This window comes from Paenibacillus caseinilyticus (assembly GCF_027533645.1).
GTDB classification, from domain to species: Bacteria; Bacillota; Bacilli; order Paenibacillales; family NBRC-103111; genus Paenibacillus_G; species Paenibacillus_G caseinilyticus.
Map to the genome: position 1 here is coordinate 174,846 of NZ_JAQAGY010000007.1, position 25,686 is coordinate 200,531.

1 protein-coding gene is annotated in these 25,686 nt (G+C 64.3%); it reads right to left on the reverse strand.

Going from position 1 to position 25,686, the window contains the following annotated elements; all coding sequences use genetic code 11:
* Positions 1–119 precede the first annotated feature (119 nt).
* On the reverse strand, positions 120–25,667 hold the full coding sequence (locus O9H32_RS13010; RefSeq protein WP_269866524.1) for a non-ribosomal peptide synthase/polyketide synthase: 25,548 nt from the start codon (positions 25,665–25,667) through the stop codon (positions 120–122).
* Between the last annotated feature and the right edge of the window lie 19 nt (positions 25,668–25,686).

The following is a 25,686-nucleotide window of genomic DNA, read 5'->3' on the forward strand; positions in this document are numbered from 1 at the left end:
ATATAAATTCTTATTTATCAAGAAATTTTTCAAGAAAGACGAAGGGCTGCCTCGCGGCAGCCCTTTGCTCCTTACTCTATTTGACATGACAGGACGCCCGGCGCGGATGACGCGATTGTTCACTCCTGCCTTGGCGGCACGATGGTTTGCCCGCCTGCTTGTATGGCCTGTTGTGCCCAATCCAGGTTATCCGCAAGGAAGTCCGCGTGGAGCATGAGGTTATGCGTTCCACGGCCCTGACGGATGATAAGCTCGCCGTTAGTCATCCGCTGCCATTCGGAGGCCAGCGTGTCCCACGTATGCCGCTCCTCTGCCTGGCCTTCGGGCTCCGCCCGGATGAGCAGCACATCAGCAGCGATCTGCCCCGACTGGACCAGGGACATCAGATACGCCTGGAAGCCCGCCTGCCTGGAGCGGATCTCGTCCAGTATGCCTTCGGATTCCAAGATATCGGGCCCCGCTCCATGAGAGAGCAGATATTCCATCAGCTCATCCTCCGCCAGCTCCTCTGCTCCGGCAGCAGCTTCCATCTCAGCTTCCTTCCCTGCTTCCATCCCAGCCTCCATCCCGGCTTCCATTACCTGAAGCCGCGGGTACGCATCGAAGAGAATCAGGACCGCAACGGTTCTCCCCCGCTTCTCCAGCTCCTTCGCCACCTCGAAGGCCAGATTTCCGCCTCCGGAATAGCCGGCCAGACGGATATCGTCGTGCGGCTGCTTCTCCATGATGACAGAGGCGTACCGCGCAATCCGGTCGTCTCCATCGATATAGTCGAAGGCGAGCACCGCCGTCTGTTCCCGCAGCTCATGGGCCAACCCTGCGAACACGAGACCGAAGCCGATCACCGGCGGGAAGCAGAAGAGCAGCTCTTCCCTGTCTTCGTTCCATACCGTCCAAGGGCTGGCAGACGTATGTCCGAGCAGGTGTCCGGCGAGCCCGCGGACCGTCGGGAATCCGAAGGCGGCCCCGATGCCAAGCTCCGCCCGGAGCTCCCGGTTGACGCGGCCGACCATCTCCAGCATCCGCATGGAGTGGCCTCCGAGGTCAAAGAACGAATCGTGCATGCCGACGCGTTCGACGCCGAGCACCTCCTGCCAGATCGCGGCGAGCTTCGCTTCCAATTCGCTGCCCGTAGGCTCATAGGTCCCGCCGGTTGGCAGCGGCTGCGGCGCAGGCAGCGCGGCCCGGTCCACTTTGCCACTTGGCGTCAGCGGCAGAGACTCCAGCTGCATGAAGGCGGATGGAATCATATACGCCGGCAGCACGGCAGCAAGTGCCTGCCTCAGCTCTGCCGCGGATATTCCACGCTCCGCCGTGACGTATGCACACAGCTCCACGGCTCCACGGCTGTCCCGGTAAGGGACAACCGCCGCCTCCCGGAGTCCGGTGCAGCGCAGCAGTTGATCTTCGATCTCGCCGGGCTCGATCCGGTGGCCCCGGATCTTCACTTGGTTGTCGATCCGCCCCAAGTATTCGATCGTACCGTCCGGCAACCACCGGGCGGCGTCTCCGGTCCGGTACATGCGCTCCCCGGCCGCGAACGGATCCGCGGTGAATCTTGCTGCGGTAAGCTCGGGCCGGTTCAGGTAGCCGCGCGCCAGCCCCGCACCCGCGATGCAGAGCTCGCCGGCCGTGCCGACCGGCTGCAGGACATCTCCCGGCCCCAGAATGTAGATCCGCGTGTTGCGCAGCGGCCGTCCGATCGTAACCGGGGAATCTTCGTGCAGGCCTGACGAAGGTACAGTCCATGCCGTGGCGCACACCGTCGTCTCGGTAGGTCCGTAAGCATTCACGTAAGTCAGATGCTGCGACCATAAGTCGATCAGTTCCCTCGGCGCGGCGGAACCGGCCGTGATCAGCAGGCGCAGGGACGGCAGGCGGGCTGGATGCAGGTGGACGGCATAGGTCGGCGGCAGCGTAAGCACCGTCAGACCGGCCTCCGCCGCGTAGCGTTCGAATGCCCCGGCTTCGCGGATCGTGTCATCGCCCGGGATATAAAGGGCGGCTCCGGTAAGCAGCGCCATGCCGATCTCCCAGACCGAAGCGTCGAAGGAGACGCTCGCGAATTGGCCGATCCGGTCTTCGGGACGGATGCCGAGATCCTCGGTCCAATAAGCGGACAGATTCGCGAGGCCCCGGTGCTCCACGACCGTACCCTTGGGCCGGCCGGTCGTACCCGACGTGTAGATGAGGTACGCCGCGGAACCCGGCGAAGCCCCCGTCTCATCCAGCCAATCCGTCTCTTCTCCGGCGAAGTCGTCCTCGGCGTATACCGTCATCCCGCTCCAAGGCAGGCTGCATGCATCCAGGACGCTGCGCCGGGTAACCATAATAGCGATGCCGCTGTCTTCCATCATATAGGCGAGCCGCTCGGCCGGATACGCCGGATCCATCGGCAGGAAGGCGCCGCCGGCTTTGAGAATACCGAGCAGGCCAACGACCTGCTCCACGGACCGCCCGAGGAACAGCCCCACAGGCTGATCCTTCGCCACGCCCAGCCGCCGCAGCCGCGAGGCGAGTGCGTCGGCCCGCCGGTCCAGCTCGCGGTAGGTCAACACCTCTGCGCCGCAGGCCACTGCCGTCCGGTCCGGATGGCAGGCCGCCTGTTCTTCGAACAATTCATGAAACGTGAGACTCCGCGGGTAAGCTCCTGCCGTATCGTTGAACCCCCCGAGCAGCGCTTCCCGCTCCCGGGCGGTAACAATCTCGTAGGACGAGAGCACCCCTTCCGGATCGAGGGTAACCGCGTCGGCGAGCTCCAGCAGATGGGCCGCCATGCGCTCGACTGTCTCCTGTTTGAACAGCGCGGTGCTGTATTCGAACTGGCAGTGGAGGTTGTCCCCATCCTCCGACGCCACCAGCGTCAGGTCGAATTTGGCCACCGTATGCTCGGCCGGATAAGGCTTCATCGTCAATCCGCCCAGCACAGTTTCCTTCTCTTCGGTATTCTGCAGGACGAGCATCGTATCGAACAGCGGGTTGCGGCTCGGATCTCTCGGCGCCTGCACAGCCTCCACGAGCGCTTCGAACGGATAATCCTGATGCTCATAGGCGCCCAGAGCGGTCTCCTTCACTTCCTGCAGGTACGCTTGGAAGCTTTTGTTCCCTGCCGGGCGAACTCTCAGTGCGAGGGTGCCGACGAACATGCCGATGAGCGGCTCGAGATCCGCGTGAGGCCGGCCGGCCACCGGCGTGCCCACCACCATGTCTTCATCCCCGCTGTACTTGAACAACAGCAGACTGTAGACGGCAAGCAGGACCATGTGCAGGGTCGCTCCGCCTTCCAAGGCGAGCCGCCTCAGCCGGAGGCTCCGCTCTACGCCGAGCTCGAAGCTGACGAGCCGGCCTTCGAAGCTCTGCCGTGCTCCTCTTGTATAGTCTGTGGGCAGCTTCAGGACCGGAAGTTCCCCGCGGAACCTATCCAGCCAGTAAGCCTCCTGCCTCTCCATAACCTCGCCCGCCAGAGCTTCCTGCTGCCATACTGCGTAATCTTTATACTGCAGTCGCAGGGGCGGGAGTTCCTCACCGGCGTACAGGGCGGCGAATTCCCGGAATAGAAGGTTCATCGAAGCGCCATCCGATACGATGTGATGCATATCGAAGAGCAGCAGATGGCGCCCAGGCCCCGTCTCCAGCAGTCCGGCCCGCAGCAGCGGCGCATCCTCCAGATCGAAGGGGCGGACGAACCGGCGCACGGCCTCCTCTATCTCCAGATCACCTGCAGCGCCGGCTGACATGTATTCCGGAGCGAACTCCACATCCGCCCGGATCCGCTGAACAGGCTCGCCATCCGCGAGGCTGAAGCCCGTACGCAGAACTTCATGGCGCCGGATCAAGCCGCGGAATGCGTCCCCGAACCGCTGCGGGTCCAGCGGGCCTTCCAGCAGCAGAATGCCCGGCATGTTGTAGGCGAGCTCCCCTTCCGCCAGACGGCTCAGGATATAGAGCCGCTTCTGGGCCGAGGACAAAGGATACGACTCCCGCAGGTCTGCTTGGCGGATGGATACATAGGCAGTCCGCTGCATGCCATCCACCGCTTGGGCCATCGCCGCAAGCGTAGGTGCGCGGAATACTTCGCGGAGCGGAAGATTGCGCTGCAGCTCTTGGTAGATTCGGGCCGCCAGAGCCGCAGCGCGCAGCGAATGGCCGCCGAGCTCGAAGAAATTGTCGTTGATGCCGGGCGCCTGCTCCACTCCCAGCACTTCCTGCCAGAGCTGCGCCAGTCTCGCTTCCGTACCGGTGCGCGGAGCCGCGTATTCCGCTGAACTCCGGGAGGCCGTAAGCGGCTTGGGCAGCGAAGCGCGGTCGATCTTCCCGTTCACCGTAAGCGGCATCCGCTCCAGCTGCACATAGTAGAGCGGGATCATGTAAGCGGGCAGCTCTGCGGCCAGATGCCCGCGCACTTCTTTGGCCTCCAAGGGACGGCCGGCCGTATAATAGGCGCAGAGCTGCGTCTGGCCGCCATCGTCCCGGCAGGCGGTCACCACCGCTTCCCCGAGGGAAGGGATCCGGGCGAGCGCACGCTCGACTTCGCCGGGCTCGATCCGGTAACCGCGGATCTTCACTTGGGTGTCGATCCGCCCGAGATACTCGGTACTGCCGTCCGGCCGCCTTCTCGCCAGATCGCCTGTCCGGTACATGCGCCGGCCGGGGACGAACGGGTCGGGGAGGAATTTCTCCGCCGTCAGGTCGGGACGGTTCACGTAGCCTCTAGCCAGCCCCGGCCCGGACAGATACAGCTCGCCGGCCGCGCCTACGGGCAGAAGCTGCCGGTCATCGTCCAGCACATAAGCGGACATATTCGGGATCGGCCTGCCCAAGCTGACCGGCTCGCCTCTGCGGCACTCGCCCGCCAGCACATCCACGGAAGCTTCCGTCGGTCCGTAATGATTGAAGAGCCGGTAGCCTTGGGAGAGCAGTTCTTCCTTCAAGGTTTCTTCCAGGCGTTCCCCGCCGCTGATCAGCGCCTGCAGGGTGCCGATCCTCTCTTGTCCGGTGAGCAGCGCCTTCAGCAGCATCGGCGTCATGTTGAGCAGGGCGATGTCATGCCTGGCAACATAGGCGCGGAGGAGCGATGGCGTAAGCAGCGTCTCTTTGCGCACGCAATGCAGGGCTGCCCCGTACAGCAGCGTGCCGAACATCTGCTCCAGACTCGGATCGAACGTGTAGTCGGTCGTCAGCATGACGGCTCGGGACAGATAAGGGGCAAACGTCTCATGGAACCAGCCGATCGTGTTGAGAATGCTGCGGTGCTCGATCTCTACGCCTTTGGGCCTGCCGGTTGTGCCGGACGTATAGAGAATGTAAGCCCGATCCGAGGGGCTCGCGCCGGCTTCGGGATTCGGCTCATCCGCCGATTGGAGTTCCGGCGCATCGAGCATGAACTGCGGGTAGGCTTCCGGAATCCGCTCCCGCCACTCGCTCTGCAGGACGGCAGCTCCTGCACCCGCATCCTCCAGCATATGGCGAACACGTTCTTCGGGATGCTCTGGATCGAGAGGCACATAGGCGCCCCCGGCTTTCAGAATCCCGAGGATGCCGACGATCATCTCCGCCGAAGGTGCGGCCATCAGTCCCACCGGGATACCGGCCCTCACACCGCTGTTCCGCAGAGCCTGTGCCAGCGCATTCGCCCTGCCGTTCAGCTCGCGGTACGTCAGCCGCTCTCCTTCGAAGACGACCGCCACCGCTTCCGGCGTACGCAATGCCTGATCCTCGAACCGTCCGTGCAGCGTCGTCTCCCCGCCAAGGTCTGCGGCCGGGCCCGAGGACAACTCCAGCATCCGGGCCGTTTCTTCCTCCGTCATGAGCCTCAGCGATGAGATGTTCCGCTGCGGATCCGCCAGCACTTCATCGGTAAGCTGCAGCAGATGCCGGGCGAACCGTTCTATCGTCTCCTGCCGATACAGGGAAACCGCATATTCGAACGTGCAGAGGAGGTCTTCCCCGTCTTCCTCGGCGGTAAGCGACAGATCGAATTTGGCTGCCGCCGGCTCGCCGCCGTAAGGCCGGAGCCGCAGAGACTCGAGCTCCAGCCCGCGGCGCTCCGCGGTCTGTAAGGCAAACATCGTATCGAACAGCGGGTTGCGGCTCGTGTCCCGCTGTAGATCAAGCTTTCCGACCAGCGATTCGAACGGATAATCCTGGTGTTCGAACGCCCCAAGGGCCGTCTCCTTCACTTCCTGCAGGTACGCCAGGAACGGTTTGTCCCCCGACGGGAAGCTGCGCAGCGGCAGCGTGCCGACGAACATGCCGAGCAGCGGCTGAAGGTCCGGATGCACCCTTCCGGCCACTGGCGTCCCGACGATAATGTCTGTGCCTCCCGCGGTTCTGGCCAGCAGGGTGCTGTAGAGGGCCAGCATCGTCATGAAGAGCGTCGAACCCGTCCGCGCAGCGAGGCCTTGGATTCCCTGCGTGCGCTGCGCCCCCAGACGGAATTCGAACGTGCTCCCCTCGAAGCTGCGCACCGCCGGTCTTGCATAATCCGCCGGAAGCTCCAGTACCGGAAGCTCTCCCCGGAAGAGATTCAACCAGTAGCCTTCCTGCTCCTCCGCCTTCCGGCTTCCCGCCCCTTCCTGCTGCCATACGGCGTAATCCTTGTACTGGATGCGCAGGGGTCTCAGCTCTTCCCCGGCATACAAGCGGGCGAACTCTTCCGTCAGGATGTTCATCGAGGCCCCGTCCGAGATCAGATGGTGCTGGTCCAACAGCAGCAGATGCCGCTCCGGTGCCAGCTCCATCAGGCCCGCACGGAGCAGCGGTGCCTGCTCAAGGTCGAACGGACGGACGAACCGGCGGATGAGGCCGCGGATGGCACCATCCTCGCCGTCATCGCTGAGCTCTGGACGCATGATGCGTTCCAGCCGGAACGGCGCTTCCGCCGCAATGCGCTGAACAGGTTCGCCGTCCACCAGGTGGAAGCTGGTGCGCAGGGCTTCGTGTCTGCGGATGAGACCGAGGAAGGCGTTCTCGAGCCGCTGCTCATCCACTGGGCCTTCCAGCGTCAGGACGCCGGGCATGTTGTAGCCCAGCTCTCCGCCTTCGAGCTGGCTGAGGATATACAGCCTCCTCTGCGCGGATGACACGGGATAGGTTCCGCGCGCACCGGCCTGCGGGATCGCTTCTTCCCCAGGGCGGCCCGTCCGCTCGATGACCCCCGCCAGCCCTTCGATGGTCGGGTTCGCGAAGATCTCCCGCAGCGATACGCCGAATCCCAGGTCCTGGTGGATCCGGGCCGCCAGGGCGGCTGCCCGCAGCGAGTGGCCTCCGGCCTCGAAGAAATCGTCCCTGATGCCGATCCTCTGCAGGTCCAGCACCTCCTGCCAGATGCGGGTCAAGCTCTCTTCCAGCGCAGTGCGCGGCAGGAGGATGTCCTCGCGGTCATCGCTCTCCTCCGCCGGCGCCGGAAGCGCCCGGCGGTCCAGCTTCCCGTTCGGCGTCAGCGGCATACGGTCCACACGGAGATAATGGGCCGGCAGCATGTAACCGGGCAGCACCGCGGCGAGGCTCTTCCGCAGCTCGCGCGGCGAAAGCTCCTCATCCGATGTATAGTAAGCGCACAAGCGGGCTTCGCCGCCATCTTCCCGGGCGAGCACGGCGCATTCCTGGATACCCGGAAGCGCAGCCAGCCGGGCTTCCACTTCCCCAAGCTCGATGCGGAACCCTCGGATCTTCACCTGCGTGTCGATGCGGCCTAGGTATTCGATGGTTCCGTCCGGGAGCCAGCGGGCCAGGTCACCGGTCCTGTACATCCGGGCGCCCGGCTCGAGGGGATGATCCGCGAACTTCTCGGCCGTCAGATCGGGGCGGCCGAGATAACCTCTGGCGAGCCCGACGCCCGCGATGCAGAGCTCGCCCGGGATGCCGACAGGCAGCAGCTGTCCGTGCGGATTCAAGATATAGACCCGGTGACCGGCGAGCGGCCGGCCGATCGGGACCGGGAGGTCGCCCTCAGCCGCTTCAGGCACCGCCACGGAGGCGTCCCAGATCGTCGTGCAGATGGAATCCTCCGTCGGGCCGTACGCATTGAAGTACGACACCTTGTCCTTCCACCGGCGGACGAGCTCCCGGGAAGAAGCCGAACCCGCCGTGATCAGAATCCGCAGGCTCGGCACCTCTTCGGGCGTCAGATAGACGGCATAGGCCGGCGGCAGCGTAGCCACGCTGATCGCATGCCGGCCGATGAACGCCCGGAGCAGCCGGTAATCCATCACCTCTTCCGCCGAAGGCAGATAGAGCGGGGCTCCGCAGAACAGGGCCATCGTCATCTCCGAGATCGACGCGTCGAAGGACATGCTGGCGAACTGGAGGATCCGGTCGTACGATCGGACGCCGAACGTCTGATCGAATGCCTTTTGGAAATGAAGAATGCCGCGGTGGCCGACCATGACCCCCTTGGGCCGGCCGGTTGTGCCGGAGGTATAGATGACATAAGCCGTATCCTCCGCATCCGGAGCCTGTCCTAGCTCCGACTCCCGCAAATTCGCAGCATCCCCGTCATACGAGCTCTCTTCATCGAGCAGGAGGCGCGTACCGCCGAATGCGGCGCCTATCTCCCGCCGGCGCGTCAGCAGCAGCAGCTCCGCTCCCGAGTCTTCCAGCATGAACGAGATCCGCTCCTGCGGATAATCCGGATCGACTGGGACATAAGCCCCTCCGGCCTTGAGTACCGCGAGGATGCCTGTGATCGTCTCGGCCGACCGGTCGGCGAGAATGGCCGTCCTCCGTCCGGGACCGGCGCCCTTCGCCCGAAGGGTTCTGGCCAGCCGGTTCGCTCTCGCGTTCAGCTCCCCGTAAGTCAGCTGAATCTCGCTGGAGATGACGGCCGGCGCATCCGGCGTTCTCGCCGCCTGTCTTTCGAAGAGTCCGTGAATCGTCTGCTCCTGCAGATCAGGGACCGCCTTGCCTGGTGCATTAAAATCTTCGACAATTTCCGTAATCTCCGGCGCCGTCACCCATTCCAGGGAAGCGATGCGGTCCTGCGGCCTCTCGAGCACCGCATCGATCAGCCGGATATAATGGGCCGCCATCCGCTGCACAGTCTCCCGCTTGAACAGAGAAGTACGATATTCGAGGGAGCAGGCGATATCTGCGTCCGTCTCCACCGCATTCAAAGTGAGATCGAACTTGGCCGCCGTGAAGTCGGACGGGTAAGGCGCCAGCTGCAGTTCGGCCAGCTCCGGTTCTCCCCGCTCCACATTTTGCAGGGCGAACATCGTATCGAACAGCGGGTGGCGTCCGGTGTCTCTGGCGGCCTGCAGCGCCTCCACGAGCTCTTCGAACGGATACTCCTGATGGTCGAGCGCCTGAAGCGTTCCTTCCCGAATTTCCTGCAGGAAGGCAAGGAACGGCTTCCCGGCGTCCGGCCGGCTCCGCAGCGCCAGCGTGCCGACGAACATGCCGATCAGCGGCTCGAGGTCCGGGTGCGGCCGTCCTGCGGCCGGCGTGCCTACGATGATGTCTTCCTGTCCGCTGTACTTCGACAGCAGCACGGCATAGACGGCGAGCAGTACCATGTACAGCGTAGTTCCGGTCGAGGCAGCCAGATCGCGCAGCGCCAGGCTGCGGGCTTCGCCGATGACAAAATCCACCGCCGCCCCCCGGTGATCCGGCTGGGGAGTCCTGGCGTAATCGGCCGGCAGGTCCAGCAGCGGCAGTTCGCCGCGGAACACCTCCAGCCAATACGCCTTCTGCCTCTCCATCGCCTCGCTGTTCATCCCTTGGAGCTGCCAGGCTGCATAATCCTTGTACTGAATGTCCAGCGGGGGAAGATCCTTCCCGCCGTACAATGCCGAGAACTCCCGGATGAGAATGCCCATCGATGTCCCGTCCGAGATGATATGGTGGGTATCGTACAAGAGCAGTTGCCGGTCACCGGCAAGCGGCAGCAGTCCCACCCGCAGCAGCGGAGCCTGCGCCAGATCGAACGGCCGCACGAAGCTGCGGAGCCGGTCCTTGACTTCTTCGGCCTCTTCCCTACTGCCCTCCAGCGGCTGCAGCCGTTCGATGGACCATGCCGGTGCCGGATGGATCCGCTGTACGGGCTCCCCGTCCCTCATCTCGAATCCCGTGCGCAGCGATTCATGCCGCCGCACGAGGGACCGGAACGCTTCTTCCAACCGGTCCGGATCCAGCGCCCCATGGACCGTTAACACGCCCGGCATGTTGTAGCTGAGTTCCCCGCCGATGAGCTGGCTTACGATATACATCCTTTTCTGGGCTGAAGACACGGGGTAATACGCCTGCTCCGCTATCCGCGGAATGCTGCGGTAGGCCTGCCGCTCTCCCCTCTGGAGAAGCCCCGCCATGCCTTCCAGCGTCGGATACCGGAAAATGTCACGCAGCGTGAGGTGGCCGTCCAGCTCCTTATAGATCCGGGAAGCGAGGGCGGCTGCCCGCAGGGAGTGTCCTCCGATCTCGAAAAAGTTGTCCTTGACGCCAATGCTCCCGCGTCCCAGCAGGTCCGCCCAGATGGCCGCAAGCTGCCGCTCCAGCGCGGTGCGCGGGGCTTCAACCTCTCCCGCTTCCCGGCTGGTCCACTCCGGAACTGGCAGGGCGCTCCGGTCGATCTTCCCGTTGCGCGTCAGCGGAAGCCGTTCGAGCCGGATGAAGCAGGAAGGGATCATGTAGCCCGGCAGCTCCCGCAGCAGGGCGGCACGGATCTCCGCCTCTCCAGGCCCGCGGTCCGCGGAGCCCGTAGTATAATATGCCGCCAGCGCGAGCTCCCCTGCGGCATCCTCCCGGGCTACGACTACGGCTTCTTCGACCCCGGTCACCCGGGAGAGATGGGCCTCCACTTCGCCAAGCTCAATGCGGTGGCCCCGCAGCTTCACCTGATGGTCGATCCGCCCGATATACTCCAAGGTCCCGTCCGGCCGCCAGCGCGCCAGATCCCCCGTGCGGTACAACCTTCCGCCGGGAACCGGCCCATGCGCCGTGAACTTCTCCGCCGTCAGCTCCGCCTGGCCCAGATAGCCGAGAGCCAGGCCGATGCCTCCGATGCAGAGCTCTCCCGGCACGCCGACCGGCTGCAGTGTCCCTTGTGCGCTTAGGACATACAGAGATGTCCCGCTAAGCGGACGGCCGATCGGCACCCCGGCCGCGTCCGCTTCCAGCTCGTTCACTTCATACCAGGTGGCGAACACGGTCGTTTCCGTCGGCCCGTACACATGGATGATTTTGCCTGGCCCCAGATGCTCCAAGGCTCTGCGCACATGGGGGACGGAAGCCCGCTCCCCGCCGAACAGCACCTTCCGTACGGAAGCGAGGACCCCGATATCCGCCTCGGCCAGCGCATGGAGCAAGGCCGTCGTCATGAACAGCACGCTGATCGCTTCCCCCGCGAGAATCCGGCCAAGCGAGCGCATATCGAGCAGGTCTTCCTTGGCGATCAGAACCAGAGCGGACCCGTTCGTCAGCGCGCCCCAGATCTCGAAGACCGACCCGTCGAAGGCGCAGTTCGACAGCTGAAGCACCCGGTCCTCTCCGCCGAGCTCAATGTAATTCGTTCCCCGGACCACCCGCATCACATTCCGGTGGGTCGTCAGTATCCCTTTGGGACGGCCAGTCGTTCCCGAGCTGTAGATCACGTAGGCGGGATTGTCCGGCGACGATTCCGTCCGGAGATCCGACGCCTCCCCCTCATAGGAGGCGGCATCCTCCAGATCGATGCAGGGCAAGTCAGCCTCGGCTAACGCCGGCATCATGCTGTTCTGTACGAGCAGCAGCCTCGCTTCCGAGTCCTCCAACATGAGGCGGATCCGTGCCTCCGGATAATCCGGATCGACCGGCACATACGCCCCGCCCGCTTTGAGGATCGCCAGCATTCCCACGATGGTGTGGATGGAGCGGCCGGCGATCAGACCGGCACGCATGCCGCTGCCAAGACCGCAGCCCTGCAGCGTCCGCGCCAGCCGGTTCGCCCGGCCGTTCAGCTCCCGGTAGGTCAGCCGCTCGCTGCCGAACACCACGGCAACCGCCTCCGGCGTCCGGGCCGCCTGCCGCTCGAAAGCCTCGGTCAGCGTGACCGCCCACTCGGCTTCGTCCCCGGCAGCCCTGCCGTAATCATACAAGAGCTGCGACTCTTCCTCCGGCGTCATCATACCGAGGGACGACAGCGGCGACAGCGGCTCTCTCACCACCGACCGGATCAGCTCCTGGAAGTGGCGGGCCATCCGCTCGGCCGTCTCCGGACGGAAGAGGGCGGCGGCATATTCCAGCGTGCAGGCGATGGCGTCCCCTTCTTCCAGCGCACTCAGCGTCAGATCGAACTTGGCCGCCGGCGCTGCGACATCGGCAGGCTGCAACAGCAGCCCGTCCACATTCAGCTCCCTTCTTTCCGTATTTTGCAGGGCAAACATCGTGTCGAACAGCGGGCTGTGGGAAGGATCTCCTGCCGCGCCCAGCTTGTCGACCAGCGCATCGAACGGATAATCCCCATGCTCGAACGCATCCAGAGCGCTGTCCCGCACCTCCTCCAAGTAAGCGAGGAACGTCTTGCCGCCCGCCGGATAGCAGCGCAGAGCCAGCGTATCCACGAACATGCCGATCAGCGGCGCAAGATCCGGATGATCTCTCCCGGCGGACGGGCTGCCTACGACGAGATCTTCCGCCCCGCTGTACTTGGACAGCAGCGCCGTATAGACGGCGAGCATGACCATGTACAAGGTGGAGCCGGTGCGGGCAGCGAGCTCTCGCAGTCCCCGGCTCTCCGCCGCTCCGATGGTGAACCGTACAGCGCCGCCTTCATAGCGCTTGACCGCCCCCCGCGGAGCGTCCGCCGGCAGTTCCAGCACCGGCAGGTCCCCGCGGAACACCTCCAGCCAGTACGCTTCATGCGCCTTCATTGCGGGGCTCTGCAGACCTTCCTGCTTCCACGCCGCATAGTCTTTGTATTGAATCGCCAGCGGCGGCAGTGATTTCCCTGCATACAGGGCCGAGAACTCGTCGATGAGGATTCCCATCGAGACGCCGTCCGAGATGATGTGGTGCATGTCGAAGAGCAGCAAATGGTTGTCAGCGCTTAGTTCGAGCAGGCCTGCCCGCAGCAGCGGAGGCTGCTCCAGATCGAACGGGCGGACGAACGCGTCCAGAACCGCGCCGGTGCCGCCCTCTGAACCGCTGACCGGCTCCAGGAGCTCTACATTAAAGTCCACTTCCTCCCGGATCCGCTGGACCGTCTCCCCGTTCACCGTGCCGAAGCCGGTACGCAGCGTCTCATGGCGCCGGATCAGCTCCCGGAAAGCGTGCTCCAGCCGGTTCTTGTCGAGCGGCCCACGTACGGTCAGCGCCCCCGGCATATGGTAACTGAGCTCGCCGCCCTCCCAGTGGCTGAGGAGATACATCCTCTGCTGGGCGGACGAGACGGCGTAGTAATCCTTCTCCGGGGCTCTCGGGATGGGCGTGTAAGTCTCCGGGGCCAAGCTGCCGAGCACCCCGGCCAACCCCTCGATCGTCGGATACCGAAAAATCTCCCGCAGCGGGAGCGCGCAGTGCAGCTCCTTCGCGATCTTGGCTGCCAGCGATGCCGCCCGCAGAGAATGCCCCCCGATCTCGAAGAAATTGTCGTGCACGCCTACGCGGCTGACGCCGAGCACCTCTTGCCAGATGGCAGCCAGCCGCTCCTCGAGCGGAGACCGGGGTGCAGTATACCCGGCTTCTGCCGGTGCCCCTGCGGCGTCCTTCTCCGCCGCCGGCAGCGCCTGCCGGTCGATCTTGCCGCTTCGCGTCAGCGGCATCCGCTCCAGCTGGACGAAGAAGCCCGGCACCATATAAGCCGGCAGCACGGCGGCCAGCGCGGCCTTCAGCTCCCGCGGGGGAAGCGGCCGGTCGGCTGTCACATAGGCGCAGAGCGCCTTCTGCTCCGCTTCCCCGCCGATTGCGGTCACCACGGCTTCCCGGACGCCCTCGAGGCGCAGCAGCTGCGTCTCCACCTCGCCGAGCTCAATGCGGTACCCGCGGATTTTGACCTGGTGATCCATCCGTCCCATGTATTCGATCGTGCCGTCCGGCAGCCACCGGGCCAGATCCCCTGTGCGGTACATGCGCTCGCCCGGGAAGAACGGATCATCGGTGAACTTCTCGGCCGTCAGCACGGGGAGGTTCAGGTATCCCCGGGAGAGGCCATCTCCCGCGACGCACAGCTCGCCCGGCACGCCGACGGGCAGCAGCCGGCCGAACCTGTCCAGGATATAGGCCCGCGACTGGCGGATCGGCCTGCCGATAGGTATCGCGGACTCGAAGGTGTCCCGGATCGGATAGACGGTGGAGAACGTAGTGTTCTCCGTAGGGCCGTAGCCGTTCACGATCAGGAGCCCGGGATGCGCCTCCCTTACTTTGTTGATGTGTACGGGCGACAAGGCATCCCCGCCCACGATGAGCGTCCGCAGTCCCGCGAAGAGGCCGGTATTCATCTCCACGAGCTGGTTGAAGAGCGGCGAAGTCAGCCACATGACCGTTATCCGCTCCCGCCGCACGGTCTCTTGGAGCAGAGCCCCGTCGAGAATCGTGTGATCCTCCACCAGATGCAGGCTCAAGCCGTTCAGCAGCGCTCCCCAGATCTCGAAGGTCGAAGCGTCGAAGACGACCGCCCCGGTCTGCAGAATCCGGTCCTCCTCCCGGAATTCGATGATATCGGTATTCCGGACGAGCCGCACAACGCTGCGGTGCTCGACCATCACCCCTTTGGGCAGCCCCGTCGTACCGGAGGTGTAGAGAATATAGGCCAGCGCACGCGGGTCTTCGGCCGCAGCAAGATTGGACGAGTCCCCAGCAGGCGACTCCTCTTCAAGAGGCAGGCAGACAAGGCCCTGCATCAAGCGTTCCTGGCTGCGGCTCTGTACGAGGAGCAGCCGGGCGGACGAGTCCGCCAGCATATAACGGATGCGCTCCTCCGGATAACCGGGATCGATGGGCACATAGGCGCCGCCCGCCTTGAGCACGGCGAGCAGCCCGACGATCGTGGCGGGCGTGCGCCCGGCCATGACAGCGACCGGACTGCCGGCCGCGACGCCATGTTCCTGCAGCCTGCGGGCCAGCCGGTTCGCCCGCTCGTTCAGCTCCCGGTAGGTGAGGCTCCGGCCGCCGAACACGACCGCTTCCCGGTCCGGCCCCTTCGCCGCCTGCTCCTCGAAGAGGCGGTGGACGGCGCTGCCGCTCGGATACTCGCGCTGCGTATCATTGAAGCGGCCCAGGATGAGCTCCCTCTCCGCCGCCGTCAGCGGATCCAGCTCCCCGGGCAGCGCATCCGGCCGGCTGGCGGCCTGCTCCAGCAGCTGCAGCAGATGGCCCTGCATCCGCTCGATGTCCTCCCGGCCGAACCGCGCCCCATTGTACTCCCAGACAATCCCAAGCTCCGCTCCCGGAAGAACGATGACGTTCAAATCGTAGCTCGTCCGCTCCTCGGCAGATAAGCCGGTAACCGTAAGGCCCGTGCCCACCAGCCCGCCAGGCTGCCCCAGCAGCTCTTCCGCCGGATAGTTCTCGAACGCCAGGATGTGGTTGATGAGATCCTGCCGAAGTTCCGAGCCCGTCTGGATTTCATACAGCGGGTAAGTCTCGTAAGCGCGGGAAGCCAAGGCTTCTTCCTGCACCCGCTTCACGAGGGCGGCGAAAGACGTAGTGGCATCGCTGCGCACGCGGACCGGCACTGTGTTGATGAAGAGGCCGATCATGCGGTCCACGCCGGCCATCTCCGCCGGTCTGCCGGACACGACGCTGCCGAATACAGCTTCGCCGCTTCCGTTGTAATACTGTAGCAGCAAGCCCCAAGCCGCCTGGAACCAGCTGTAGAGCGTCGCCCCGCAGCGCTTCGCCGCCAGGTTCATCCGTGCGGTCAGCTCGCTGCCCACCGTGCAGGAGACACGCTCCGGCCGCAGCACCGGCTCCGCCGACGACGGCCGCATGCCGGGCAGCAGCGTCTGCCCTTCGCAGCCCGCCATGTAATCGGCCCAATAGGCGGCCGCCGCGTCCCGGTCCTGGTTCTCCAGCCATTCGATATAGCGGCTGTAAGGCGGAACCTGCACCCGCTCGGGCATCCGCTGTTCCTGCAGGGCGGCATAGGTGCCGAACACTTCCTCCAGGATGAGCGACAGGCACCAGCCGTCCATCAGAATATGATGGAAGCTCCACAGGAAGCGGTACGCTTCCTCACCCGAGCGGAGGATGGTCAGCCGCATGAGCGGATCGGAATCCAGACGGAAGCCCCGGGCCCGGTCTTCTTCGGCATAGGCTGCAAGCTCGACTGCCAGCTCCCCGGCGGACAGCTCTCTCAGATCCGCATAGTGCACTTCGGCGCAGCGTGCGCGGAATACCGCTTGAACCGGCTGCGCGCCGGGACCCATGCGGATGCTCGTCCGAAGCACCGCATGCCGGTCCACCAGCATCTGCAGGCTCCGGGTAAGGAGCACGAGATCAAGCGGACCTTGCAGATCCACCGCCGTTTGTTCGAAGTAGGCGGGTGACGTACCATCCATCATATGATGGAAGAACATCCCCATCTGCATCGGGGTCAGCGGATATACATTCTCCAGCTCCCCGACCTGCCGGACCTCGGCCTCGAAGGCTTCCAGCTCCTCCATACGCCAGCCTCTCACGAGCACATCGCTTGGGGTAAGCTCAGCCGCTGCCTGTGCGCAGCAGTGCGCGATCACTTCTTCCACAGCGGCGTGCAGCAGCCCCGCCAGCTCTTCGATGGTCTCCCTGCGGTACTCCGTACGGCTGTAAGCGATCTCCAGCTCGAGCCGGCCCCCCGTGGTCATCCCATTGATATCGAGTCGATAGGGCCTGTTCGCGCTGGGACTGACCGCTGTGCCGATCCCATAAGGGGAGAGCCCGAAGCCGCTGCCCTCCAGGTCCTGGTCGAACTGGCCCAGATAGTTGAAGGAGACCTCCGGTTCGGCGGACGTCAGGGTTCTGTGGCCGGACATATACTTCAGCAGGCCATACCCGAGGCCCTTGCGGGGAACGGCCCGCAGCGTCTCCTTCACAGTCTTGATGCGCCGGGACAACGATTCTTGCTCCCCGGCTTCCAGCAGGAGCGGATACTGGCAGGTGAACCAGCCTACCGTCCGGGCAATGTCGATGCCGGGGGCCGGCAGGACATCCCTGCCATGCCCTTCCAGGTTGATCTTCAACCGCTTCACACCGCCCCAGCGCTGTACCGCCACTCCCAGTGCGGTCAGGAGGATGTCATTGGCATCCGTCCGGTAAGCGCGGTGGGCTTCCTTCAGCAGCCGTTCTGTTACGTCTGCCGCCCATCTCACCTTCACCGTATCGCTGTCGCTTATCAGCGAACCGGAAGAAGTCCAGTCGCTCCGGTCCACCGGAAGCGGATCGGCCGGCGCCGCCTCGATCTGCTCCCAATACGCCCGCTCCGCTGCAGCAGCTTCGCTGCGGGCCTCCCGGTTCATCTCCAGAGCCCATTCCCGGAACGACGTCGTCTTCGGCATGAAGCGGATCGGCCGCTCATCCAGCGCCTGCCTGTAACCCTCGGCCAGATCCTCGAACAGGATGCGCCACGATACCCCGTCCACGGCCAGATGATGAACGGCGAACAGCAGGTGGTCCCCATCCGGACATTGGAACAAAGCGAGCCGCATCAGCGGACCTTCGCCGAGGTTCATCTCCCTTTGAACGGCTTCCGCTTCCGCCTCTATCGTCGCAGCCAGGTCTTCAGCCCGGTCCAAGCCGCTGAGATCCAGAACCTCCAGGAGGAAGCTCTCGCCCTCCCCGATCCCCCGGTTATATAGAACCGGGCCCTCGGAAGCATTACGCCAGACGAGCCTGAGCGCATCGTGATGTACAGCTACCGCCTCCAAGGCCCTGCGCAGCGCATCCACCTGGAAGCGCTCCGGCCGGAAGAGCATCACGGCTTGGTTGTAATGCTGCGGTTCGGACAGTTCCTGCTCCCGGAACCAGTGGAGGATCGGGGTGAAGGGCACTTCCCCGGACACCTCGCCCTGATCCGCCATCCGTTCCGCTGGCGTCAGGCACAGCGCGAGCTCCGACGCCACCGGGGACCGGAATAGATCTTTGATGTCGAGCCGGTAGCCGGCCTGCCGGAGCCTCGAAGCGACCTGGATCGCCTTGATGGAGTCCCCGCCCAGGTCGAAGAAGTGATCGGTGCTGCCGACCTCGGCGCAGCCCAGCACCGACTGCCACACTTCGGCCAGCGCCCGCTCCTCGGGGGTGCGGGGAGCCGTATAGACTGCCGGCGCCGCAAGATGCATGTTCCCCTCGGGAGCCGGGAGCGCGCTGCGGTCCACCTTGCCGTTCGGCGTGAGCGGCAGCCGCTCCAGCAGCACCCAGTGGGCCGGGATCAGATGGGCGGGCAGCCTGCCGGAGAGCGAGGCGCGCAGCCCGCCGGGATCCAGCGCATCGTACGGCACCACATATGCGCACAGCGCCTTCTGTCCGCTTCCGTCCTCCCGTGCGGCGACGACGGCTTCTTTCACGCCTTCCGCTTGGAGAATCGCCGCCTCGATCTCGCCCGGCTCGATGCGGAAGCCGCGGATTTTGACCTGGTGGTCCATCCGCCCCCGGTAGTCGAGATTCCCGTCCGGCAGCCATACCGCCAGATCGCCTGTCTTGTACATGCGTCCGCCCGGAACGAAAGGATCCTCCACGAACCTCTCCCGCGTCAGCTCCGGCCGGTTCCAATATCCCCGTCCGACGCCGCTTCCGCCGATATACAGCTCGCCCGGAACGCCGACCGGCTGAAGCGCCAAATGCTCGTCCAGGAGGTACATACGGGTTCCCGGCAGCGGCCTGCCGACCGGCAGGCTGGAGAGAGGCTCGCCCGTCCCTTCGTAGAAGCAGGAGTCGATGCAGGCCTCCGTCACCCCGTAGCTGTTGATAATCCGCATCGTGCTGCCATAACGGGCCTGCAGCGTCCGGAAGGCATCGGGCGGGCAGACGTCCGAGCCGAGGACAAGCACCTTCAAGAAGGCGATGTCGAGCCCGTTCTCATATACATAATCCATCAGCGGGAGCACCAGGGCCGGCGTCGACTCGAAGAAGGTGATGCGGTGTCTGGCCATGAGCTCGTAGATGCCCTGCGGGTCCATACGGACCTCCGCCGGGCATAGGATCAACCGGCCTCCGTGCAGCAGCGCCCGGACGAAGTCGCCCGTGAACACGTCGAACGAGAAGCTCGCCCACTGCAGGACGCGCACGTCCCCTCCGCTTAAGCCGTAGACTTCCTTCCAAGCCTGTGCGACCGCGGTCAACTGCCGGTGCTCGATCATCACGCCCTTCGGGAGTCCGGTCGTCCCCGACGTATAGATCATGTATGCGAGATGAGACGGATCGCAGGCCGGCTCCGGATTCGAAGCGTCCTTATCGTAGACGGAGTCCTCATCGAGCAGCAGGGTCGTCCCCCCGAAGACGATGCGTTCCTGTAGAACCGTCTGCGTCAGGAGCACGGCGGATCCGGAATCCTCCAGCAGGTAGCGGATCCGCTCTTCGGGATAGCCGGGATCGACGGGGACATAAGCCCCTCCGGCCTTGAGGACGGCGAGTATCCCGGCCGCCAGATCGGTGCCGCGGTCCGCCAGGATCGCCACCGGCTTGTCCGGTCCAACCCCATGGCGCCGAAGCGTGCGGGCGAGCCGGTTGGCCTGCTCGTTCAGCTCCCGGTAGGTCATGAGGCCATCGCCATAGATCACCGCCGGCGCATCCGGGGTGTTCTCCGCCTGCTCCTCGAAGAGGGCGTGAACCGCTCTCCCGGAGGACGCGCCGCTCAGAGCCCGTTGTTCGCCGAAACGGCCGAGAAGCTCCCTTCTCTCCTCTTCCGTGACCAGCGCCAGCTCCTGTACCCGCGCCGCCGGGTTCCCTGCCATTTGCTCCAGCACATGCAGCAGATGCCCGCGGATCGTCTCCACGGCCGCACGGTCGTAGGCCAGCGCATTATATTCGAAGAGCAGCCGCAGGCTCTCGCCCGGAATCACCGTCAGGTTGAAGTCATAGTTCGTCTGTTCCGCGAGGCTCACGTTCGTGATTGCTAGTCCCGGGCCGCGCTCCCCGCTTCCCTGCCGGACCTGCTCCTCCACCGGATAGTTCTCGAAGATCATCAGATGGCGGACCAGATCCTGCTTAGGGGCGCTGAGCGACTGAATCTCATGCAGCGGGTACGTCTCGTACCGGCGGGAAGCGAGCGACTCCTCCTGCACCCGCTTCAACAAGTCGGCTGCCGGAAGTTCCGGAGCGCTGCGGACCCGTACCGGCACCGTGTTGATGAACAGACCGATCATGCGCTCGATCCCCGGCATATCCGCCGGCCGCCCGGAGACGACGCTGCCGAAGACGGCGTCGCTGCCTCCGTTGTACTTCTGGAGCACGATGCCCCACGCGGTCTGCAGCACGGTGTGTAGCGTCACCTGGCGTCCCACCGCCAGCTCATTGAGCTTCTGCGTGAGGGAACCTCCCAGATCGTGAACGCAGCGTTCGGCTTCGTATCCCTGCCACGTACCCGCTTCCCGTTCGCCGGGCAGCCGGCTCCCTCCTTCATAGCCTTCCAGATATTCGCTCCAATAGCGCGAGGCTGCTGCGGCATCCTGCCGGTTCAGCCAACGGATATAATCACGATAGGCATAAGGGTTGGGGCGATCGTCCAACGGTCTCTGCTCGAGGAGAGCCGAATACGTCTCGAATACCTCCTTGGTGATCAGGGACAGGCACCAGCCGTCCATCACGATATGGTGGAAGCTCCACAGGAACCGGTACCGCTCTTCGTCCGTGCGGATGACCGTCAGACGCATCAGGGCATCGTGATCCAGCCGGAACCCTCTGGCCAGATCCTGACGCGCCAGCTCGTCCAGCACGGTCGCCCGGTCCTGCTCCGCGGTTCCCCTCAGCTTTTCCCTCAGATCATGATACAGGAATTCCCCGCCATCCCTTCGGAACACCACCTGAAGAGGGCGGTCCTGCCCGCCGGCGAATACGTTCGTCCGCAGAACCGCATGACGCCGCACGAGGGCGTCTAAGCTGCGGGCGAAGGCTTCGAGATCCAGCGCACCCTCGACATCGAAGGAGGCCTGCTGGAAGTAGGCCGCAGAATCCGGTTCCAGCAGGGACTGGAACAGCATGCCCTGCTGCATAGGCGTGAGCGGATACACATCCTCCACTTCTCCGAGATGCCGTACGCTTCCAATGAACCGTTCCAGCTCTTCGATACCGATCCCCTCTGCCAGCACGTCGCTTGGCGTGAGCTCCGTACGCTCCTGGGCCGCGCAGTGTGCGATCACCTGCCGGAGGCTGTTCTCCACCGCAGCCGCCAGCTCCCGTATCGCAGCTTCGCTGTACTCCCCGGTACTGTAATCCAAGCTGAGGACCAGCACCCCGTCCCGGATCATCGCATTGAAGTCAAGAACCGCCGTCCTAGCAGCGAGGGGGCTCTGGAAGCTTCCGGCCGGGTAGGGCGATATCTGGAGGCCCGAGCGTTCCAAATCCTGGTCGAACTGACCCAAGTAATTGAACGATATCTCAGACTCCGCCGGCGGCAGGGCCTGCAGCGGATGCGTCTCCTCCGCGCCTGCGCCGAATTCGCCGGAGAGATATCGCAGAATGCCGTATCCGATGCCCTTGCCGGGGACCGAACGGAGCCGTTCTTTGAGCCGCTTGATGCGCCTTGCCAGCGGCTCCTGCGAACCCGTGTCGAGTACGACCGGATACCGGCTCGTGAACCAGCCCACCGTACGGGTGACATCTATGGACGGCAGGATGGGCTCCCTGCCGTGGCCTTCCAGCGTAACCTTCACATGCGCAATGCCGGACCATGCGCCCACGGCCATCTCAAGGGCCGTCAGCAGAAGATCGTTGATCTCCGTCCGGTAGGCCCGGTGCGCTTCCGTAAGGAGCTGCCGGGTCTCTTCCCGCGTCCACGAGATCGTGACGGTCCGACTGTCGCCCACCAGAGGGCGTACGTGTGTGATATCCCTCGGAAGCACAGACGTCTCCTGGCTCATTACACCGAGCCAGTAGGCCCGCTCCTGCTCTGCCTCTTCGCTTAGGGCATACTCGGCAAGTCCCTGCGCCCAAGCCTGATACGAATCGGTCTTGGCCGGGAACGTAACGGGTTTCCCCTTCACCGCCTGCGCATACCCGGCCGCCAAGTCTTCGAGCAGAATCCGCCAGGAGATTCCGTCGACGGCCAGATGGTGCACCGCGATCAGCAGGTGGTCTCCGTCCGGGCAGCGGAACAGGCCCAGCTTGACCAGCGGGCCGCCCTCCGGGTTCATGCCGCTGTGGATGCGGTCCGTATGCTCCCGGATGGCTTCTTCCAGGCCGCCGGAAGGTTGCTCCGTGAAGTCCAGCACATCCAGGGTGTACAGCCCATCTTCCCCGCTCCCACGGCTCCAAGCTTCCCCGATGCCTTGGTCCAGGCGGAACCGGAGGCGCAGCGCGTCGTGATGCGCCGTCAGCCGCTCCACTGCCATCCGCAGGGCGCTCACCTCATACCGCTCCTCCCGGAACAGCATCACCGCCTGATTAAAATGGCGGGCCTCCGCGAAGGACTGCTCCGCAAACCACCGCTGAATCGGCGTCAGCTTGACCGCCCCAAGGACTTCCCCCTGATCCGCGGTTCGGCTGACCGGGGTTAGACGCCCCCCGAGCTCAGCTACCGTTGGATATTGGAATAAATCCTGCATCTCCAGCTTGTATCCCGCCTGCAGCAGCCGCGACGAGACCTGGATCGCCTTGATCGAATCGCCGCCGAGATCGAAGAACCGGTCCAGCCTGCCTACCGGTCCGCTCCCCAGCACGCTCTGCCAGATCGAAGCCAGGAGCTCCTCCGTCTCCGTCTGCGGAGGTACGTATGCCGCTTCGGGGCGCGCTTCGGCGTGAGGCTCGGGCAGCGATTTGCGGTCGATCTTGCCATTCGGAGTGAGGGGCATGCGCTCCAGCTGCATCAAGTAAGAAGGCACGAGATAGGGAGGCAGCTCCAGCGACAGCCGATCCCGCAGCGCATTCACGTCCAGCGTCCGCTCTGCGGTCACATAAGCGCAGAGAACCGTGTGACCGCTGCGGTCCTCGCGGGCTGCGGCCACCGCTTCCCGGATGGACGGCTCGAGCTTCTTCAGGTTCCATTCGACCTCGGCCGGCTCGATGCGGAACCCCCGGATCTTCACCTGCTGGTCGATGCGTCCTAAGTAGACCAGGCTTCCGTCCGGCAGCCACTTCGCCAGGTCCCCGCTCCGGTACAGGCGTCCGCCGGGCTCGAACGGGTTGTCCACGAACTTCTCCGCCGTCAGCTCCGCCCGGTTGAGATAGCCCCTGGCAAGTCCCGTACCGGCAATGCACAGCTCGCCCGGTATGCCGACCGGGACGGGCTGGAGCCCCTCATCCACGAGATAGACCCGGTGGTTCGGCAGCGGGCGTCCGATCGGCACTTCGCCGGTACCCGCAGGAAGATCATCGGCTGACCAGATCGTCGTGCAGATCGAATCTTCCGTCGGACCGTAGGCATTGTAGTAGCGGACGTGATCCTTCCACGCCAGGACCAGATCCGCAGACGCCGCGGAGCCTGCGGTAATCAGCCGCTGCAGCGGCTGCATTCTCCCGGGATCAAGATGCACGGCATAAGCCGGCGGCAGCGTTGCCGTGGTGATGGCGTGCTCCGTCACATAGTCCTCGAAGGCGTGATAATTGCTCATATCGGTGGCCGAAGGCAAATAAGCGGCCGCTCCGCTGAACAAGGCCATATAGAGCTCCCAGGCGGATGCGTCAAATGAAAAGCTGGCGAACTGCAGGATCCGGTCTTCTTCGCCGATCCCCAAAGCATCACGGAAGAACGGCTGCAGGCTGCACAGCCCCCGGTGCTCCACCAGGACTCCCTTGGGCCGGCCGGTCGTTCCCGAGGTATAGATCACATAGGCGAGGGAGCCTGGCGCCGCTGCCGGCGGGAGATTCGAAGCGTCCTCCGGCAGGGTTATCTTCTCCCCCAGCAGAACCTGCTGGCCCTCGAACGGCACGGCACCCGGGAGTTCCTCCTGCACGAGCAGCAGCTCAGCGCCCGAATCTTCGAGCATGTACCGGATCCGCTCCTCCGGATAGCCGGGGTCTACCGGCACATAGGCTCCGCCCGCTTTGAGCACGGCCAAGAGGCCGACGATCATCTCCACCGAACGCTGCGCCATCACGGCGGCAAGCCCGCCTTCCCGAAGCCCTTGCGCTTGAAGCTTCCTGGCCAGCCGGTTGGCTCTTTCATTCAGCTCCCGGTAGGTCACCCGCTGCGGCCCGCACACGACAGCCGTCCGATCCGGCGTCCGGGCAGCCTGCTCTTCGAACAGGCCATGTATCGTGCTCTCCTGAGGATAAGGGTACGATGTGGCGGTGAAGCCGCGAAGCAGCTCCGCTTCTTCCTCCTCGCACAGCAAAGACAGGCGTGCAATGCTCCCGCCGGGCTGCCCAGCCATCCGCTCTGCGATCGTCAGCAAGTGGCGTCCCATCGCCCTCATCTCATCTTCTGTGAACAGCTCCACCCGGTAATCCAGGTGCAGGCGAAGCTCCTCCTCCTCCGGGTAATCTTCGACCCGCAGCAGCACATCGTTGCTCTCATGGCCGCAAAAATGGTTGTGCATCTGCGCGCGAAGCCCGCCGTACACCGTGGACTTCATCGGCCGGTATTCGATCGCAGCCCCGAACAACCGCTGCAGCTCCGGCGTTCCGTGAAGCTCTCTCAGTTCTTGAATAAGCTGGTTATACGGGTATTTTTGGTGGCGCAGCATGCCCGACTGCTCCCTGGATACCTTGGCCAGCAGGGTAGGAATATCCCACTGGGGGTCCACTTCCAGTCTAGCGGCCACCGTGCTTGCGTACATGCCGATCCGCTCTTTGTCTCCAGGCCCCGTACGGTTCGCATAGATGGTGCCGACCGCCAGATCCCGCTCTCCCGTGGCTTTATGAATATAGACCGCGAAGACGCTTAAGAAAAAGGAGAAAAGGCTTACATGCTGGACTTGGCAGTAGTCCGCCAGCTGCTTATACAGCGCCGAATCCACCGCTAACGTATAACGCGCGGCCTGTGTACTGACCGTCCGGGACCGGGATGCCTTCAGTTCCCTACCTTCCGGGAGCGTGCGGAATCGGTCCAGCCAGTAGGTCCGGTCTTTCTTCTGCCGCTCCGAAGCTTGGTAGGCCCGCTCCGCAGGCAGGGCATCCAGGAACCCGGCCGCCGGGATCTCCCCTTCCCCGGGCGGTTCGGCGTAGTACTGCATGATCCGGTGCCCGACAAGCCCCAGCGAGATGCCGTCGAAGAGAATATGATGCGCCCGCAGGTGCACCCAGTACTCTTCCCTGCCCACCTGCAGAATCACAAAGGCGTAGAGCTCGGCATCCATCCAGGCCATAGGGGTCCGGTTATAGTAGTGCAGCCACTCTTCCGCCCCTTCCGCTCCGCCCCGTTCGCTAAAATCGAGCCAAGGCGCATCAGGCAGTTCGGACGGCTGCAGGATATATTGGCGGGGCTCCCCGTTCTCCTCCGTAATCCGCAGGTGGAACGCATCGCTCCGCTGTATCACCTGCCGGATGGCCTGCTGCAGTCGTGCGGGCTGCACACTGCCCCGGATTCTTACACTGCCGGCCACAAGCGCTGCCGTCGTCGAAGGGAACAACTTCTCCATGAACCAAATTCTCTGCTGGGCTTCCGTAAGCGGCAGTAATGTAGTCATCTCCGTGTTCAATTCGTCT

Excerpts from the sequence above, each read along its gene's own strand:
- O9H32_RS13010 (WP_269866524.1), bottom strand. The coding sequence starts at position 25,667 with ATGACTACATTACTGCCGCTTACGGAAGCCCAGCAGAGAATTTGGTTC.